The organism is Pseudomonas sp. PDM04 (genome assembly GCF_014851765.1).
Taxonomy (GTDB): domain Bacteria; phylum Pseudomonadota; class Gammaproteobacteria; order Pseudomonadales; family Pseudomonadaceae; genus Aquipseudomonas.
Window position 1 is genome coordinate 1 of sequence record NZ_JACVAI010000001.1, and the last position, 16025, is coordinate 16025.

Annotated in this window: 16 protein-coding genes and 1 pseudogene; 4 read left to right on the plus strand and 13 right to left on the minus strand. The window is 64.2% G+C overall.

The annotated features are described in order from the left end of the window. Positions 1-994 (minus strand): annotated as a pseudogene (locus IB249_RS00005) (RHS repeat protein); the annotation flags it as partial. 186 nt (positions 995-1180) lie between these two features. After that, entirely contained in the window at positions 1181-1969 is a 789-nt protein-coding gene (locus IB249_RS00010) for an SDR family oxidoreductase (RefSeq protein ID WP_192301489.1), read from the minus strand. 207 nt (positions 1970-2176) lie between these two features. On the opposite strand from IB249_RS00010, the gene IB249_RS00015 reads away from it, so the two are divergent. Further along, a complete protein-coding gene (locus tag IB249_RS00015; protein WP_192301490.1) occupies positions 2177-2494 on the plus strand; it encodes a DUF2388 domain-containing protein in 318 nt (105 codons plus the stop codon). Between the two features lie 209 nt (positions 2495-2703). Here the strand turns inward: IB249_RS00015 and IB249_RS00020 are convergent, their stop codons facing one another. Beyond that, a complete protein-coding gene (locus IB249_RS00020; RefSeq protein WP_192301491.1) occupies positions 2704-3495 on the minus strand; it encodes an SDR family NAD(P)-dependent oxidoreductase in 792 nt (263 codons plus the stop codon). 125 nt (positions 3496-3620) lie between these two features. On the opposite strand from IB249_RS00020, the gene IB249_RS00025 reads away from it, so the two are divergent. Further along, the gene (locus IB249_RS00025; protein WP_192301492.1) at positions 3621-4565 is read left to right on the plus strand and encodes a GlxA family transcriptional regulator; all 945 of its coding nucleotides are present in this window, start codon (positions 3621-3623) and stop codon (positions 4563-4565) included. Between the two features lie 92 nt (positions 4566-4657). On the opposite strand, the gene hpaC is transcribed toward IB249_RS00025, so the two are convergent. Beyond that, positions 4658-5170 (minus strand): 4-hydroxyphenylacetate 3-monooxygenase, reductase component, encoded by a 513-nt coding sequence (gene hpaC / locus IB249_RS00030; protein ID WP_192301493.1) that lies wholly within the window; start codon positions 5168-5170, stop codon positions 4658-4660. A gap of 261 nt (positions 5171-5431) precedes the next feature. Between hpaC and IB249_RS00035 the strand changes: the two genes are divergently transcribed. Continuing rightward, complete coding sequence (locus tag IB249_RS00035; RefSeq protein ID WP_192301494.1) at positions 5432-6061, plus strand: response regulator transcription factor; 630 nt, start codon at positions 5432-5434, stop codon at positions 6059-6061. 95 nt (positions 6062-6156) lie between these two features. Here the strand turns inward: IB249_RS00035 and feaR are convergent, their stop codons facing one another. The 9 genes from feaR to IB249_RS00080 form a co-directional block, all read right to left on the minus strand. Further along, the gene (feaR, locus tag IB249_RS00040; protein ID WP_192301495.1) at positions 6157-7077 is read right to left on the minus strand and encodes a transcriptional regulator FeaR; all 921 of its coding nucleotides are present in this window, start codon (positions 7075-7077) and stop codon (positions 6157-6159) included. A gap of 148 nt (positions 7078-7225) precedes the next feature. After that, positions 7226-8173, minus strand: a complete 948-nt coding sequence (locus IB249_RS00045; RefSeq protein WP_192301496.1) for a PDR/VanB family oxidoreductase — start codon at positions 8171-8173, stop codon at positions 7226-7228. A 109-nt stretch (positions 8174-8282) separates the two neighbouring features. Continuing rightward, positions 8283-9023 (minus strand): SDR family NAD(P)-dependent oxidoreductase, encoded by a 741-nt coding sequence (locus tag IB249_RS00050; protein WP_192301497.1) that lies wholly within the window; start codon positions 9021-9023, stop codon positions 8283-8285. 10 nt (positions 9024-9033) lie between these two features. Then, positions 9034-9528, minus strand: a complete 495-nt coding sequence (locus IB249_RS00055; RefSeq protein WP_192301498.1) for an aromatic-ring-hydroxylating dioxygenase subunit beta — start codon at positions 9526-9528, stop codon at positions 9034-9036. Beyond that, entirely contained in the window at positions 9525-10808 is a 1284-nt protein-coding gene (locus tag IB249_RS00060; RefSeq protein ID WP_192301499.1) for an aromatic ring-hydroxylating oxygenase subunit alpha, read from the minus strand. The genes IB249_RS00055 and IB249_RS00060 overlap by 4 nt, the downstream gene beginning before the upstream one ends. 48 nt (positions 10809-10856) lie before the next feature. After that, entirely contained in the window at positions 10857-11978 is a 1122-nt protein-coding gene (locus IB249_RS00065; protein ID WP_192301500.1) for an amidase, read from the minus strand. Continuing rightward, positions 11975-12457, minus strand: coding sequence for a nuclear transport factor 2 family protein (locus IB249_RS00070; RefSeq protein ID WP_192301501.1), 483 nt, complete (start codon positions 12455-12457; stop codon positions 11975-11977). Before IB249_RS00070 ends, IB249_RS00065 begins: the two co-directional genes overlap by 4 nt. Positions 12458-12460: 3 nt before the next feature. Further along, a complete protein-coding gene (locus IB249_RS00075; RefSeq protein ID WP_192301502.1) occupies positions 12461-12832 on the minus strand; it encodes a hypothetical protein in 372 nt (123 codons plus the stop codon). 23 nt (positions 12833-12855) lie between these two features. Further along, positions 12856-14007, minus strand: coding sequence for an acyl-CoA dehydrogenase family protein (locus IB249_RS00080; RefSeq protein WP_192301503.1), 1152 nt, complete (start codon positions 14005-14007; stop codon positions 12856-12858). Positions 14008-14260: 253 nt separating this feature from the next. Here IB249_RS00080 and IB249_RS00085 point away from each other — a divergent pair, with 253 nt between their 5' ends. Further along, positions 14261-15745 (plus strand): PAS domain-containing sensor histidine kinase, encoded by a 1485-nt coding sequence (locus tag IB249_RS00085; protein WP_192301504.1) that lies wholly within the window; start codon positions 14261-14263, stop codon positions 15743-15745. The last annotated feature ends 280 nt before the right edge of the window (positions 15746-16025 follow it).

Sequence of the window (16025 nt, forward strand, 5' to 3'; positions counted from 1 at the left end):
GGTTTTTGAACCAGGTGACGGGTTTGGAACGGTCGTCGATTTGCACCGGATTGCCGACCGGGTCGTAGGCGTAATGCAAATCCTGCAACAGGGCTTGGCCGGGCAGACCTGCACTCAAGCGTTCGAGGCGTGCATCCTCGGGGCGAAATTCGGCGCGGGTGATGACGCCGTTACCTGCCCGCTCCTGCTCGACCAGGCCACTGGCGTTATAGTGGATGTCGCTGACCAGGGTCGTCTCATCGCGTTCCTGGCTCTGCAAGTAAACGGCACTGAGTTGCCCCGCGCACGTCCGGCTCATGCGCCGAAGATTGCCCATCGCATCGGTCTGCGCCGCCACCTCGCCCAAGGCATCGTAAGCCCAGCGGCTGTCGAGACCGGGGGCGGTCTCCAGTAACGCATCGCGAGCAGCAATCTCCTCTGGCCAGTCCACCGCCTCAAGCGATGCCAGAAAATGACTGGTCTCCAGCAGCGGCAACCCCTGCACACTGTAATCGGGCATGTGCCGGGTGGTGGCGGGGTCGTCGTGACGGATCAACTGGCCGCACTGATTGCGAGCGTCACCCTCAACCCCGCCGTACTGAAAACGCTCGACCACCCGCGCGACCTCGCCGTGAAGCTGCTCGGTGATCGCCAAGGGGCGCAGTCGATTATCGTAACCCCGCTGCTGGCTGCCGCGACTGTCCCAGCGCTGCACCAGCTGCCCCGCCTCGCCCAGCAGCGCCACGACCCATCCTGCATCGACACGGGCAGCCAACAGCTCCACCGCTGACAACCCATGAACCGCCCCCAGGTTCGGGCCAAGCCCCTCGGCAAACAACCTGTGATCAAACTGCGCCACGGCACGCCCCCGCGGATCAAACACCTGCCGGGTGATGTGCGCTTGCGACGGCTCTTCCTCGACAGCCCGACAATAAGCCACCGCCCGCACTGCCAGGCCTCGCGGGTCGATCACCGCGAGATCGGGTGTATGGGCATGTACGCCGAGGCTGTTCATGGGGCTGTGAATACCACGCCGGACATGTCGCGGCTACTGACACAAATGACAGTTCTTCGCGCCAGACCCGATCAATCTGACGACAGGCGCCTGACCACCTGCTCGGCCGATGCCAGGCAACGGGTCAGCCTCCGCTGATTCAATGCCGAACAGATCACCAGGCCGAGTACGTCATGGCGCTCACGCTCAAAACGTGCCCGGGTAGCTGCCGCCGTCGAGCAACAGGTTCTGCCCGGTGAGAAAGCCGGCGTGACGGCTGCAAATGAACGCGCAGTAAGCCCCGAACTCGTCGGGCTCGCCGAAGCGCTGCGCCGGTACGTTGCGCCGACGCTGCTGGCTGACCTGCTCGACACTGGTGCCACTGGCATCAGCAGCGGCGCTTAGGGTCTTGTGCAGGCGCTCGGTCTCGAAAGGACCGGGCAACAGGTTGTTGATCGTCACGTTGTTCCCGGCCAGCCGCGACTGGCGTGCAAGCCCGGCAATGAAACCGGTGAGACCGCTGCGGGCGCCGTTGGACAGCCCCAGCACGTCGATCGGCGCCTTGACCGCGCCTGAAGTGATGTTGACCACACGGCCGAACCCGCGCTCGGCCATGCCATCGACGCAGGCCTTGATCAGTTCGATCGGCGTGAGCATGTTGGCGTCCAGTGCCTTCAACCAGTCTTCGCGCTGCCAGTCGCGGAAGTCGCCCGGGGGTGGGCCGCCAGCGTTGTTGATCAGGATGTCCACCTGCGGGCAGGCCGCCAGCACCTGCTCACGTACCGTCGCGTCGCTGATGTCGCCGGCCACGGTGCGCACTTCAATGCCACTCGCGAGGGTGCGCAACTGCGTGGCAGCCACCTGCAAGGCTTCGTCGCCACGGGCATTGATCACCAGGTTGACGCCCTCCTTCGCCAGGGCTCGCGCACAGGCCAGGCCCAGCCCCTTGCTGGCGGCACAGACGATCGCCCAGCGTCCCGAGATTCCCAGATCCATGTCCACACTCCCGACCGTTGAAAACCATTACGTTACCACCCGCGCTCGTTTCCTCAAGCGCTGACTCAGCCGGCGCGAGGGACATGAACGCGGTCCCGGATGATCGGCGATATCGGTTGCAAGGAACTCTGGACGCGTGTCGCGAATCCTAAGTGATGTGGTACTTCCCCTCACGCAGTACGTTCCACCCTTTCGGAGGACACTGTCATGCGCCGTCTGATCATTATCTCTTCTCTTGTGTTGTGCTTACCCGTTGGCTCGGCTTTGGCGAAAGTGGATGCGGGCGATGTCGCCACATCGGCCGGGGTTTCCGCTTCGCTGTACTCGACGTTCAAGGACCATAAACTCATGATCCCTGCGCGGGATGACGCCTCCAGCTTCGTGGCCAGTGGCGGTGCCATTCGCGGCGTGTATCTGGAGTCGGTCATGCAGCAGATCCGCCAGGACAATCCCGGGCTCAACGCCAGCGACGAAGACCTGGCCAGGGCCATTTTGATCCAGGACGGTGCCGCTGCCGGGCAATAAAGGCTGAAAAAATCGTGGTGGGGCTTGTGACACCTGGATCGCGTTTCCGGCCCTGCTTCGCTTTTCCGCAGATTCTGCGTCTCAACGTGCCCAGCCGGCCATCCGCTGTGCGTTGCGGCTGACCCCGCCGCACACCCCGATCACCGCGTCATTGAACTCGGCAATCGGTGTGCACGCCCCGGCAATGGTCCCTGACCCGGGTGGCCGCTTCAGCGATAGCGCGGCGCCGGCCTTGAGCTCCCGAACAGCCCCGAAAGGACTTGGCGCTGGGCCTCGTAACGGTCCCACTGTTCACCGTCGTGCAGACCCGGAATGGTCACCACTTCGCCGCTGGCAAACCCTGCCAGCGCGGCATCGACCATGTCCTCGGCGGACATGACGATTTCATGCGGCAGGTTCTCCACCGGATTGCCCGCCTCGCTCCAGAACTCGGTGGCCGTGGCGCCGGGCAACACGGCTTGAATGCGAATGCCTTTGTCGGCCAGCTCGTGGTGCATGGATTGGCTCAGACTCAGAACGAACGCCTTGCTGCCGCCGTACACGCCATTGAGAATTTCCGGCGCAATCGCCACGATCGAGGAAATGTTGATCACCGCGCCCGTGCCCCGGGCCACGAATCCCGGGACCACCGCGTAGGCCAGGCGCATCAGTGCGGTGACGTTGAGGGTGATCATGTCCTGCATATCGTCCACCGGACTGGCGAGCAACGGCATGACACCGCCTACCCCGGCGTTGTTGACCAGCAAAGTGATGCTGGCGTCGGTGCGCAGAATGTCTTCGACGCGGCGCAAGTCCGCCGGGTCTTTCAGATCGGCGGCGACCACTTCCACGGCGCGTCCGGTTTCATTACTCAAGTGATCGGCCAGGCTGTCGAGCCTGGCCCGACTGCGGGCGACCAGAATCAGGTCATAACCCTGGCGGGCGAGACGGTCGGCGTAGACCGCGCCGATACCGGAAGAGGCGCCCGTGATCAGGGCGGTGCCTTTGGATGAGAGAGCCATGCTTGGTTTCCTTCAGTGCAGGGGGCGAGGTGTTCGCCGGTGTGCACAGTTATAAATGGACTCACGCCCGACTCAAATGACGTTTAAAGTACGGTTTTAGGACATCCGATATCGAGGGCATCGAAATGACTTCCGTGGCGTTCGTGGTGTTTGATGGTTTCCAGTCCATGGCCCTGGCTGCCATGCCCGTGTTCGAGTACGCCAACTTCAGCGCGGGCGAAGCGCTTTACCAGGTGAGCGTCGTATCAGAAGACGGCCGCACTCTGCGCGCGTCCGGCGGCTTGAGCGTGGGCACCGAGGCCTTCGATGAGCGAGTGTTCGATACGGTGATCGTGGTGGGCGGCGATGCCATTCTCCAGCAGGCCCCCGAGGGTGTTCTGGATTACCTGCGCGCCAGCGTGAAAACCGCCCGGCGCACGGCATCCATCTGTTCCGGGGCGTTCGTCCTGGCCCAGGCCGGGCTGCTCGACGGGCGACGGGCGACCACGCACTGGGCATATGCGCGGGATCTGCAGGCGCGGTTTCCGTCGATCAAAGTCGAGGAAGACCGCATTTATGTGGTCGACGGTGCGGTCTGGACCTCGGCCGGCATGACGGCCGGCATCGATCTGGCGCTGGCTATGGTCGAAAAGGACCACGGCGCCGAACTGGCCCGCTCCGTGGCGCAGAAACTGGTGATGTACCACCGCCGCGCGGGCGGCCAGTCCCAGCACTCGGCGTTGCTGGAGCTGGAGCCGAAATCCGATCGTATCCAGACCGTCCTCGGCTACGCCCGAGAACACCTGGCGCAAGCGTTGTCGGTGGAGCAACTGGCGGACGTGGCGCGCCTGAGCCCACGCCAGTTCAGCCGCGCCTTTCGCGCCGAAACCGGTCAGTCGCCGGCCAAGGCCATCGAAAACCTGCGCCTGGAAGCGGCCCGGCAGATGCTCGAACGCGGACGCCTGACCCTCGACCAGATCGCCATGGAAACCGGGTTCAGCGATCGTCGACGAATGCGTGAAGCCTTTCTCCGGGCCTTCGGACAACCGCCCCAGGTGATCCGGCGCAGTGCCCGGGCCGAGATGCTGTAGACGCCGGGAATCCAGCAGGCCAATGGACGGTGGGAGCACCACACGATCATGGCGGCAGCGAGCCTGCTCGCGATAGACGATAACGCGGTTCTTCAGCAGGCCGCCCCGGCATGCTCCAGGCGGTGAAACAGACGGTTGAAATACACCAGGCTGTCGCCCTCCCCGCGCACACCCACTTTCGACAGTTCAACGAACATCACCGAATGCGAGCCCACTTCCTTGCACTCGCTGATTCGCCCTTCCAGTTGCACCAGCGCATCGCGCAGCACCGGCACACCGGTGTCGCCGCCGTCCCACAGGTCCCAGGCAAAGCGCTCGGCCATCGACACCTGGGTCATGCCGGCAAAGTGGCGGGCCAGTTCTTCCTGCTCGCCACACAACACGTTGACGCACAATTGGCCGTTGGTGCGGAACACGTCGTGGGTGGCGCTGTTGCGGTTGACGCACACCAGCACGGTGGGCGGCGAATCCGTCACCGAGCACACCGCGCTGGCGGTAATCCCGCAGCGCCCGCCCGGGCCGTTGGTGGTGATGATGTTCACCGCCGCCGGCAACTGCGCCATGGCGTTGCGAAAGTCGATTTGCTGCTGGCTCAGGTCGGCCATGTCGGTGCCCCTTTTATTGTGCCGGACCGTCGTTTCGCGGTCCCGGGTGATGGCTACAAGACTAAGGCCCGAGGCGGCACGCAGCCATTCTGACGATCCCCATGACGAGGTGGGCTTTCCGCTAGTCGCCTAGGTGGTTTCTTTATCGTCAGGGGCTGCGGCAGTGGGTATTCTGCAGGCAGGCGTGACAATCAACGCCGATCTCCGCCGCAGCGTGCACGCGGGCGAAAACAATAATTAGAAATGTCGTGGCAACCCTTGATGGAAACTCGCAAACCGATTGTTTATATCGTCGACGACGACAAGGATCTGCGCACCTCGCTGGCCTGGTTACTGGAATCGGTCAGTGTGCAGGCGCAGTGTTTTGCCGGCGCCGAAGAATTCCTCAGCCAGTACGACCCACGGCAACCGGCGTGCCTGGTGCTGGACGTGCGCATGCCGGAAACCAGCGGCTTCCAGCTTCAGGATATCCTCAACCAGCGCGGCAGCAGCCTGCCGACGATTTTCGTCTCGGCCCATGGCGACATCCCGATGTCGGTGACCGCGATGAAAAACGGCGCGCTGGACTTCGTTGAGAAACCCTACAACCCCCAGCAGATGATCGACCGCATCCAGGCCGCGCTGAAAACCGCCGTACACGCCCAGGCCGACCAGGAACAACGCCAGCACCTGCAGAGCAAACTGGCCTTGCTGACCAGTCGCGAGCGTGAAGTGTTAATGCTGGTGATCGACGGCAAGGCGAGCAAGGTCATTGCCCGGGAGCTGAACATCAGTGTGAAGACCGTTGATGTGCACCGCACCAAGATCAAGGAAAAGATGGGCGTGACCAGCATCGCCATGCTGGTGCGCGAGGTGCTGCATCTGCCGGCGGAGGAGCCGCTGCGGCATTGACAAACCGAGGCCGCCATCGCGAGCAGGCTCGCTCCCACAGGTTGGATGGTGTCCGCAAGCCCGCTCCCCGATGGATCAGGGGTGCGGTGGCAGGGTCAAACCTGGCTGTAACGCTTGCGATAAACCCCCGGCGATACGCCGAAGCGCGATTTGAACGCTGACGAGAAATAGCTGGAATCCGAGAACCCCCACGCATAGCACAGCGCCGACAGTTTCTGCTCGACATCGCTGCGACGCAGGTTTTCCGCGCAGAAGTCCAGGCGGCGGTGCTTGATGTACTGCGCCACCACCAGGCCACGCTTGGAGAACATCCGGTACAGCCCGCGTACGGAAATCCCCACTTCCCGGGCAATCAGTTCAGGGCACAGTTCCTCGGTGCCAAGGTGGTCGTCAATGTAGGCGATGATCTTGCGGAACTGCCGCTCATGGGCGTCGCCGCCGCTGTCGCGGGTGCTGATGCCCGGCAATAGCAGGCTGACCAGCGCATCGAGCACCGCTTCGCTCTCCTGCATCTCCAGGCCTTCCTGCTGCCGGGTGTCCAGCACAAGCTTGTTGGCCATCGCCGCCAGCGGCGAGTTGGCGGCAATACGGGTCGCGCAGTTGACCGCGTTGAAATGAGAGCCGCGCTCGACCACCTGACGCGGCAGGATCAGCGACAACTGCCGCGAATCTTCGTGATAGGTCATGTCGCTGGGGCGACTGGCATCGATCAGCGCGATGTCGCCAGCGCCCAGGCGGGCGCGATTGCCGCCCTGCTCCAGCTGCGAACTGCCGCGCATCTGGAACACCGCGTAGTAATGCCCGTCGCTGCTGACGCTGACGTCCTTGCTGGTGCGGTACAGGTGCACGTGCGCCATGTCGACGACACTGAGATTGATCGCGCCGCTGCGGTATTCCGCCAGCTCACCGTAGAAATCCGTGTCCAGGGCGCGTGCATCGAAACGCCCACAGGCCTGGTTGACCTGGTTCAACCAGCTTTCGAACGCCTCGTTGCGAACCGCCGAAGAAGTCATCATCACTGCAAAGCCTCACGTCTTTATTGTTATTTTTCGACCGCTTCGTCGAGCGGTTCGGTCTGTACCCTGACCCGGCTGTCTCCTCCTTCGACCGCCGCCGGGCGTTATTCAACAGGCTCCGGCGCCGGCTTGCCAGTCTTCCCTGGGGTCAGAGGTCCAATACCAGACGAGCGGAAACCGCGCGGGACACGCAGGCGCAAATCTGCTTGTTGGCGGCCTTTTCCCTGGTCGACAGGCAGTTATCGCGATGCTCCGGCACGCCGTCCAGTACGTCAACGATGCAGGTCCCGCAAATGCCTTCGCGGCATTCGGTGTCGATGTCACAGCCGTGCGCCTGCAACACGTCCACCAGCGCCGTGTTCGCCGGCACCTGGAGCACTACGCCGGAGCTGGCCAGCTCAACTTCGAAGCCGCCGCTGGGGCCGGCATTCGCTTCGGGGTCCGCCTGGAAATGCTCAAGGTGGATGGCCTCGTCGCCACGGCAGCGGGACGCCACCTCCACCACCTTGTTCATGAACGGCGCCGGGCCGCAGGTATAGACGTGCGCAGCACTGCCGGCCCGGGCCAGGCAATCACTGAGCACCGCGTCCATGTCACCGGGCTCGACACCGTAGTGAAACTGCACGTGCCCGGCAAACGTCTCGGCCAACAGCGCGGAAAACGCGGCGTACTGTGGCGAACGAGCGAAATAATGCAGGCGCCATGGCTGGCCGGTTTCCGCCAGCCGATACGCCATGCTCAACAGCGGTGTGACGCCGATCCCGGCGGCACACAACACATGCTCGCCGGCTTCAGGGTCGAGACGGAACAGATTGCGCGGCGCCCCCATTTCCAGCTCGGTGCCCTCCTGCACTTCGTGCAGCGCGGCGGAACCGCCACGGGACTGCGCCTCTTTCTTCACCGCCACCAGGTAAGCGCGGCGGTCTTGGGGTGGACTGCACAGCGAATACTGGCGGGTCACCCCGGTGGGCCCGGTCAGGTCGACGTGGGCACCGGGCTCATAGGTGTCGAGCGGCTGGCCGTCACTGCGCACGAGGCGAAAGGAGCGGATATCCAGCGCTTCGTCGACGATCCTTTCGATCTTCACCTTCATCATTGCATCACCTGAATCATCTTGTTTTGGTTGACTGCGCCCTGTGGCAGCGAGCGTGCGACGAATCGACCTGCTCGCTCCCACACTGGGGGACTTTGCGGATTGGCTGCGCTCAGCGCATGAACAGCCCGCCATTGATGTCCAGGCACGCGCCCGTGACGGACGTGGCGTGATCGGCAATCAGCAGCAACACGCTGTCAGCGACGTACGCCGGGTCGCCGAGGGTTCCCGCCGGGATCATCTGCAGGATCTGCTCCAGACGTTCCGGCGCCACCGTTTCGCGCACCACCGGCAGGTCCAGCGGCCCCGGCGAAATGCTGTTGACCGTCACCCCGCGCGGGGCCAGTTCACGGGCGAACACCTTGGTCAGCGTCGCGACACCGCCCTTGGCCGCCGCATAGTGCGCCCCGGTGGCGGTGCCGCCGTTTTGCCCGGCCAGCGAAGCGATGTTGACGATGCGACCAAAACCACGCTCGGCGAAATGCGCACCGAACACCTGGCAGGCCACGAAGGTGCCGCGCAGGTTGATCGCCATCGACTCGTCGAACGCTTCCGGGGTGATGTCCATCAGCGCCGCGACTTTCGACACCCCGGCGTTGTTCACCAGGATGTCGGTGCCGCCCCAGCGCTCGGCCAGCAGATCGCGGGCCCGGATGAAATCGGCCTTGTTGCGCACGTCCAGTTCGATGGCGAGCGCACGGGCACCGCTGCTGTCGAGCTCGCGGGCCAGGCGCTGCACGCCGTCGATCTGTACATCCGCCAGGGCGACCCGATAGCCCGCTGCATGCAGGCGACGGGCAATGCACTCGCCGAGGCCGCGCGAGGCGCCCGTGACTAGAGCTACTCGATCCATGGTCCAGCCCTCACAAAAGGAAACCGAGCGCACTCAGGCTGTCGGTGGAGTTGATCAGGCGCACCACTTTGCGTTCCAGCCTCGGCACGCCATCGGTGAAGCGAATGCGGTGGTTCAGTTCGGCCACGAACGGCGTGTGCACGCCGCGCTTGTAGGCGTAGAGCAGCTGCGCCGAGTTGACTTCGACCTCGTCGCCCGCCGCTTCCACCAGGCGGAAGCGCGAAATGCTGCGAATGGTCTTCGCCGCGTCCACCGCCGATGGCGAGTAGCCGGCAGTCAGGCGCTCGATGCGCAGGTCACGCATGCGCGCATCGTCGTAGGCGTAGTTGAGCGTGGCCTCGAAGTCTTCGGTGTCCGGGTCGATCGGCACGATGTACCGGCCGCTCTCGCTCCACAAGCTCGCCCATTCGGCGTAATGCTTGCGGTCCAGCAGCTCGGCTTCGCGCCAGATGAATTCGATGGCCCGGGCCAGCGGGCCGCCGTTCAAGATCTCGTGATTGCTCATTGGCTCATCATCCTTTTCCACATGTCGTAGGCACCGCGCATGCCGCCTTCGTCGGTGGCGTGGCTGACCTTGTCACCGTTTTCAGCAGTGATTTCGCGGTTGAGGCCGCGGTTGACCAGGATCGGCGCATCGACCCCGGCGTACGAACCGCGTTGCACCCGGTCCCAGGCTTCGGCATCGTCGGGGCTGCCGAAGCCGAACGGGCCCTGGAAGTGTTCGTGAATGCGCAGGCGTTCGCGGTTGGCGATGTCCGGGCCGCCGTCCATGCCGAGGGCGACATGGCGGATCTCGGTTTCAGTCACCGACACCGGGCGCAGCACACGGAAGAACGACATCGACATCGCCACGTTGGGGAACAGGTTGAGGTTGAACCCGGCGCCGTGCAGCGAACGCACGATGCGTCGCACCTGTTCGGGTGGCAGGGTTTTCGACAGTTCTTCGGTGACGTGGGCGAAGCGCTCCTGCAACTGCTCGGTGCCGTCGTCGTGATCCAGGTCGACGTGCTCCGGCACCATCACCATCACGCTGTGGCCATTGCCCAACGAGTGGGTCACGGCTTGCTCGTCGGTCATGAACGAGAGCATTTGCGAGGTTTCTTCATCCACCGACGACATGAACGACTTGTGCACGATCGGGAAGTGATAGCCGTCGGTGGTGTTTTCCAGCTGGATCTTCCAGTTGCCCTTGAAGCTGAACTTGTGTTCGCCCTGGGTCTTGATCGGGTAACCGGCGCCCTGCTTCATGAACAGGTCGATCCAGTGTCTGGCGCCGCCGAGGAAGTCCTCCAGCGGTTCGATCTCGTCGTTGTAGCTGGCGAAGATCATGCCGGCATAGCTCTCGACTCGCAGGCTGGTCAGCGGCAGTTCGGACTTCTCCAGAATGCCCTCGTAGCCATCCGGGTATGGCAACGCCCGCAACTTGCCGTCCAGGCCGTAGGACCAGCTGTGGTACGGGCAGGTGAACCCGGTGGCGTTGCCCTTGGGCTTTTCGCACACCGTGGCGCCACGGTGCCGGCAACGGTTTTCCAGCACGTTGATGCGGTTCTTCTTGTCACGGACGACGATCACCGGACGACGGCCGATGGTCGCGGTCTTGAAGTCGCCGCCGTTGCGCACTTCGCTTTCGTGAGCGACCCACACCCAGGTGCGGTAGAAGATCTTTTCCAGCTCGGCCTCGAACAGCGCCGGATCGTTGTACAGCGAGACGTCGACGCGGTCGTGCCGGACCAGGTCCTCGGGGCTTTTCGTTGATGCGATCAGCCGGTATTCATGAGTGCTCATGCGGTTCTCCTCATGGCGTTTCTTATGATGGTCGTCAGGGCCGGGACGTTATCCGGCCATGCTTTGTTGCAGCTGCGCACCGAAGGCGCAGACCTGTTCGTCCTGGCCCTTGCGGCCAATAATCTGCAGGCCGACCTTCAACCCGCCGCCGTCGAGCTGCACCGGTACGGTGAGCGCCGGGTGGCCGCTGAGATTGAAAGGCCGGACCAGGGGCGTCATCCCGGCCACCGCCTGGCTGGCGCTGCGGGCCTCGAGCAGGGTCGGCGGCAGGCTTGGCAGCGTGGGCAACAGCAGCACCTCGAATGTTTCCAGCGCGGCATCGACCTGTTGGCTGAAGCGCGTGCGCACCTGTTCCGCCTGCGCCAGGTCGGCCGCGCGAGTGCGGCTGGCCACCAACAGGCGCTGTTCGACATCCGCGCCGATCAGGCCCTTGCCAGTGAGATGCCCCAACGCGGCCCAGTTTTCAAAATTGATCACGGTCAGGCCGGCGGCGAACGCAGCATCGAATTCGCTCAGGCGCAACGTGCTGCGACGCCAGCCTGCACGGTCGGCGGCAGCGCCGAGGCTGGCGTGCAGCTGCGCGTCGCAGTCCACCTCGAGAAAGCCGACCCGGGCGCCGTCGGCGGGCAGCCCCTGGGCCTCGAAGCCCGGGCAGATCACCTGCATGGCCGCGATCAGGTCGTCCATGGTCCTGGCGAACGGGCCGACACAGTCGAGGCTGGATTGCAGCGGGTGCGCCCCGACCCGGCTGACACGGCCGTAGGTCGGCTTGAGCCCGGCGATCCCGCAACAGGCTGCCGGCACCCGCACCGAACCACCGGTGTCGGTACCGATGGCGATGTCCGCCAGGCCCGCGGCTACCGCAGCCGCCGAACCACTGGAGGAACCGCCCGGAACCCGGTCCGGCGCCTGCGGATTGATGGGCGTGCCGGTCCAGTCGTTGATCCCGGTGACGCCGAATGCCAGTTCGTGCAGGTTGGTTTTGCCGACGATCTGCCACCCGGCCTTGAGGATCGACTCGACCACGTCGGCGTGCTTCGTCGCCGGCGGTGAGTCGGCAAAGGCGCGGCTGCCGGAGCGGGTCGGGTAGCCGGCGATGTCGATCGAGTCCTTGATCGCCACGCGCTTGCCGCTGCCACCGAGGAGGAATTGGCTGATGAACGTACTCATGCGCACGCCTCCGTGCCGAGGTTCATATTGAACAGGCGTTGTGTACGAAAATGTGCGATCAGCCAGAGGCCGTCGACGCAGCGAAAATCGATGTTCAGCCGGGTGCCGAACCATTCGCTGCGCCCGTCGGCGTAGGTGGAAATCTGCTGCATGATCCACTGCCCCTGCGCCGTCTCGCCGTCCACCCGGATCGACTCGCTGGTGAGGCAGTGCAGATTCAGCCGGAAATGCTCCGACGGCGGCAGGTAACCGCCGACGAACGCCGCCACGGCCTCCCGCCCATGATGTTGACCGAAGGTCTGCGCGGTCTGGCTGCCGATGCCTTCCCAGATCGCGTCGATGCAGAACAGCTCGGCCAGGTCGCTGACACGGGTCGGCGCCCTTGGTACATCGCACAGGTCCATGTAGCGCGCCATCAGGCGGCGCACTGCACTCTCCCCTTCGAGCGTCGTCAGACGCTGCAACAAGGCCTGGTCCATGGCTTACACCTTGGCCGCATCGGGAATGGTCAGCGGACGGCCGATGCGCGCTTCGACTCTGGCGTAGCGCCACAGGCTGTATTCGTTGACCGGGGTGGTGCGGAACAGGTTGCAGGCGTCGATCACCGACTGGTGGCAGTCGACGTCGGCCATGATGTACACGGTCCAGGGCGAGGTGGTGGACGGGCCGACCATCAGCCGGTCATCGTCCATTGCGCCGAGCACGTTGATGCCGGGCATGGCACCGAGCGAGGCCATCATCTGACTGAAACCTTTCCACACGCTCAGGCCTTCGCCGGTCGGCAGGTCGAAAAAGTTCTGGGTGATGCCGATGCAAAACACCACGCGCAACGGTTCTTGAGTAGTCTGGGACATGGGTTGATCCTTGAAGAGAGGGTTCAGATGTAGCCAGGGAATGGCGGCACGCCGAGGAACACCGAGCCGGCGCCGTCGTACAGGCCTTCGCTGAGAAAGGCGTGCTGGGTGACCACCATCGAATCGCGCAGGTAACGCTGCAGTGGATGGCGCAGGTAAATCGCCGTGGTCCCGGCGAGGCTATAGGCGCTTTGCACCACGGCCGCTCCGGCCTGGGACACGTGAATGGCGGACAGGCGCAGCAGGCTGGTCTGTTCGGCGGTGACCGGGTTGCCGGCGAGAATCGAGTTCCACACCTGCTCGGTGGCGTTGTAGAAGAAGCCTCGGGCGGCGGCCAGCCGGGCTTCGGCCCTGGCGATTTCGATGCGCACGTAAGCCCGGTCAGCCATTTTCGGCGCACCGGTGATGCCGCTGCCGGCGGCCATGCGGCTCACCTCGTCCAGCGCGGCACGGGCCAGGCCCAGGTTGACCACGGCCAGCACCTGGGCGGCGTAGGCAATCGATGGATAGCGAAACAGCGGCTCATCGAGGGTGGCGGCACCACCGCGGATGAACGTCCAGCGTTCGTCGACCCGTTGCTCGGTGACGCGCAGGTCGTGGCTGCCGGTGCCCTTGAGACCGACCACCTCCCAGTTTTCGATGATTTCGACCTGATCCGGGCGCAGCACCGCCGTGCGCGGCTTGCCCCCGGCAGCGCCGATGCCAACGCCCAGCAGGTCGGCGCCCTTGCAGCCACTGGCGAATTTCCAGGTGCCGTTGACCTGCCAGCCACCCTCGACCGCATTGGCCGGTTGCAGCGGGAACAAACCACCGGCGAACACCAGATCGGGGCTGTCGGCATAGATTTCAGCCAGGGTCTCAGGCGGCAAGGCGGCGAGATAGACGCCGGCACTGCCAAAACTGGCGACCCAGCCCGCCGAGCCGTCGGCCTCGGAAATGCGCTCGATCATCCGCAGGAACTGCGCCGGCGCCAGGGCGTCACCGCCGAAGCACTTCGGGGTGGCGGCGCGGTAGATACCCACCCGCTTGAAGCCCTCGATCATGTCCCGTGGCACATGGGAAAGCGCATCGAACTCGTCACGGCGCTGGCGCACTTGCTCCAGCACTTGCGCAAAAGCGCCGGTCTCGTCGACGCCTGGCAGCGGGTCTTTCTCCGCGACAGCTGAACGCAGCATGGCTTCTCTCCGTTGTATTTATTATGAGTGGGGCCGGTTCGCTGCAACCCCGTGCGGGAGTGCAGCGGTGACCCTTGCATTGCGGCCCAGTGTAAAAACCGCATCCGTGCGCAACCATTGGGGCGTGTAGCCACCTGGCTAAAGAAAACCCCTAGCCCGCCCCCGGTTACTTCTGAGCGCATCCCCACGCACAAGCCGGTATAAGAAGCCATACTCCCCATTCACCGGATTCACTGGCTGCCAGGGCTGCACGATGTACCTGCCAAAACCCCACGACTTCTTCACCCTCATCGAAGCCATGCCGCTGTGCATCATTCTTCACGATGCCCAGAGCAAGGAGATTCTCTGGGCCAACACCGCCGCCCTCGACGCGCTGGGCTTTACCCTGGAGGAGCTGACACCGCTCAAGGCCCCGGACATGACCCGCGACGCCCCGAAATACCGACGCTCGGTCGGCCTGCGCTGGCTGGAAGGCGCCGCGCGCACGGGCCAGCGCGCCATCGAGTGGTGTTACCGCTCCAAGCAGGGGGTGGAAATCCTCTCCGAGGCGGTCGCCACCCTGGTGCATCTGGAAGGCCGGGATGTGCTGATGGTGCAGTTCCGCGACATCTCCCGGGAGGACAAGGTCAAGCGCGACCTCAAGCGCTTCGAAAGCCGGCTCAAGGCCTTCATGCAGGACCTGGCCGAGGGCGTGGCGGTCCTGGGTCCCCAAGGTGAAATCCGTTTCATCAGCGACTCCGGCGCGCACCTGCTGCACGGCGAAGAACACGCGCTGACCGGCGCGAACTTCCTCTCGTGGTGCGATCAGGACTCGCGGCAGCGCCTGCTCCAACAGTTGGCCAGCGAGACCCCGGAACACGCGCCGTTCAGCGTGCATTACCACGTGCAACGCCGCGATGGCGAGTGGCGCTGGCATGAGGCGACCTGTCGTTTTATCGAGATCGAGGACGACCTGGTCGGCCATCTGCTGTTGTTCCGCGACGTCACCGAACAAGTGCGCGCCGAAGAAGCGCGGCGCCTGAGCGAACAGAAACTGGAATACCTGGCGCGCTACAACGCCATGGGTGAAATGGCCGTGGCGATTGCCCATGAACTGAGCCAGCCGCTGGCGGCGACACGCAATTTCATCGAGGGCGCGATGATCCGCCTGGGCAAGGCGCCCAGCCCCGAACAGGGCGTGGCCTGGGGCTTGCAGAACGCCGTGCGGCAGATCGAGCATGCCTCGCTGATCATCAAAAGCGTGCGCGATTACGTGGTCAAACTGGAGCAGAGCGAGGAACTGATCGACCTCAACGAGCTGCTGCGCGAAACCCGCTACTTCATCAGCCTGCGCGCCGAACCGAGCCAGGTCCGCGTCGACATCATCGCCAGCCCCACGCCGCTGTGGGTCAGTTGCGAGAAGGTGCTGATCGGCCAGGTCATCCTCAACCTGGCCTTCAACGCGATCGAAGAAATGAGCGACCTCCCCGTCGAGCGACGCGTGCTGCGCCTGCAGGCCAGCACCGATCAGGACAGGGCGCTGGTGCGCATCGAGGATCGCGGCCGCGGCATCCAGGCCGAGGCGCAGGAGAAGCTGTTCGATGGCTTCTTCTCCTCCAAGGTCAGTGGCAACGGCATTGGCCTGGCCCTGTGCAAAAACATCATCGGCCGCCATCGCGGCGACATCTGGGCGCAGAACCTCGAGCCGTGTGGCGCGGTGTTCACCTTCTCCCTGCCACTGGCTGGAGCCGCCTCGTAAACCCAATCCCTCAAGGAGCGAGCTTGCTCGCGATGGAGGCCGGCACACCGCGGGGTGTCAGGCACCCAGCGTTATCGTTGACGACCATCGCGAGCAGGCTCGCTCCTACAGGGGGGCGCGGACATCCGAGCGAATCATGTTGTCGGTCAGCCCCCCAACCAAACCACCAAACCACCAAACCACAAGGCCGAGCGTTAGCTCGCCTAGCGCTTTTGACCTTGCTTTTGCTTTTGATCCACCCGCCCCTTCGGCAGGCTGAGTGGAGGCATTCATCCGGGGA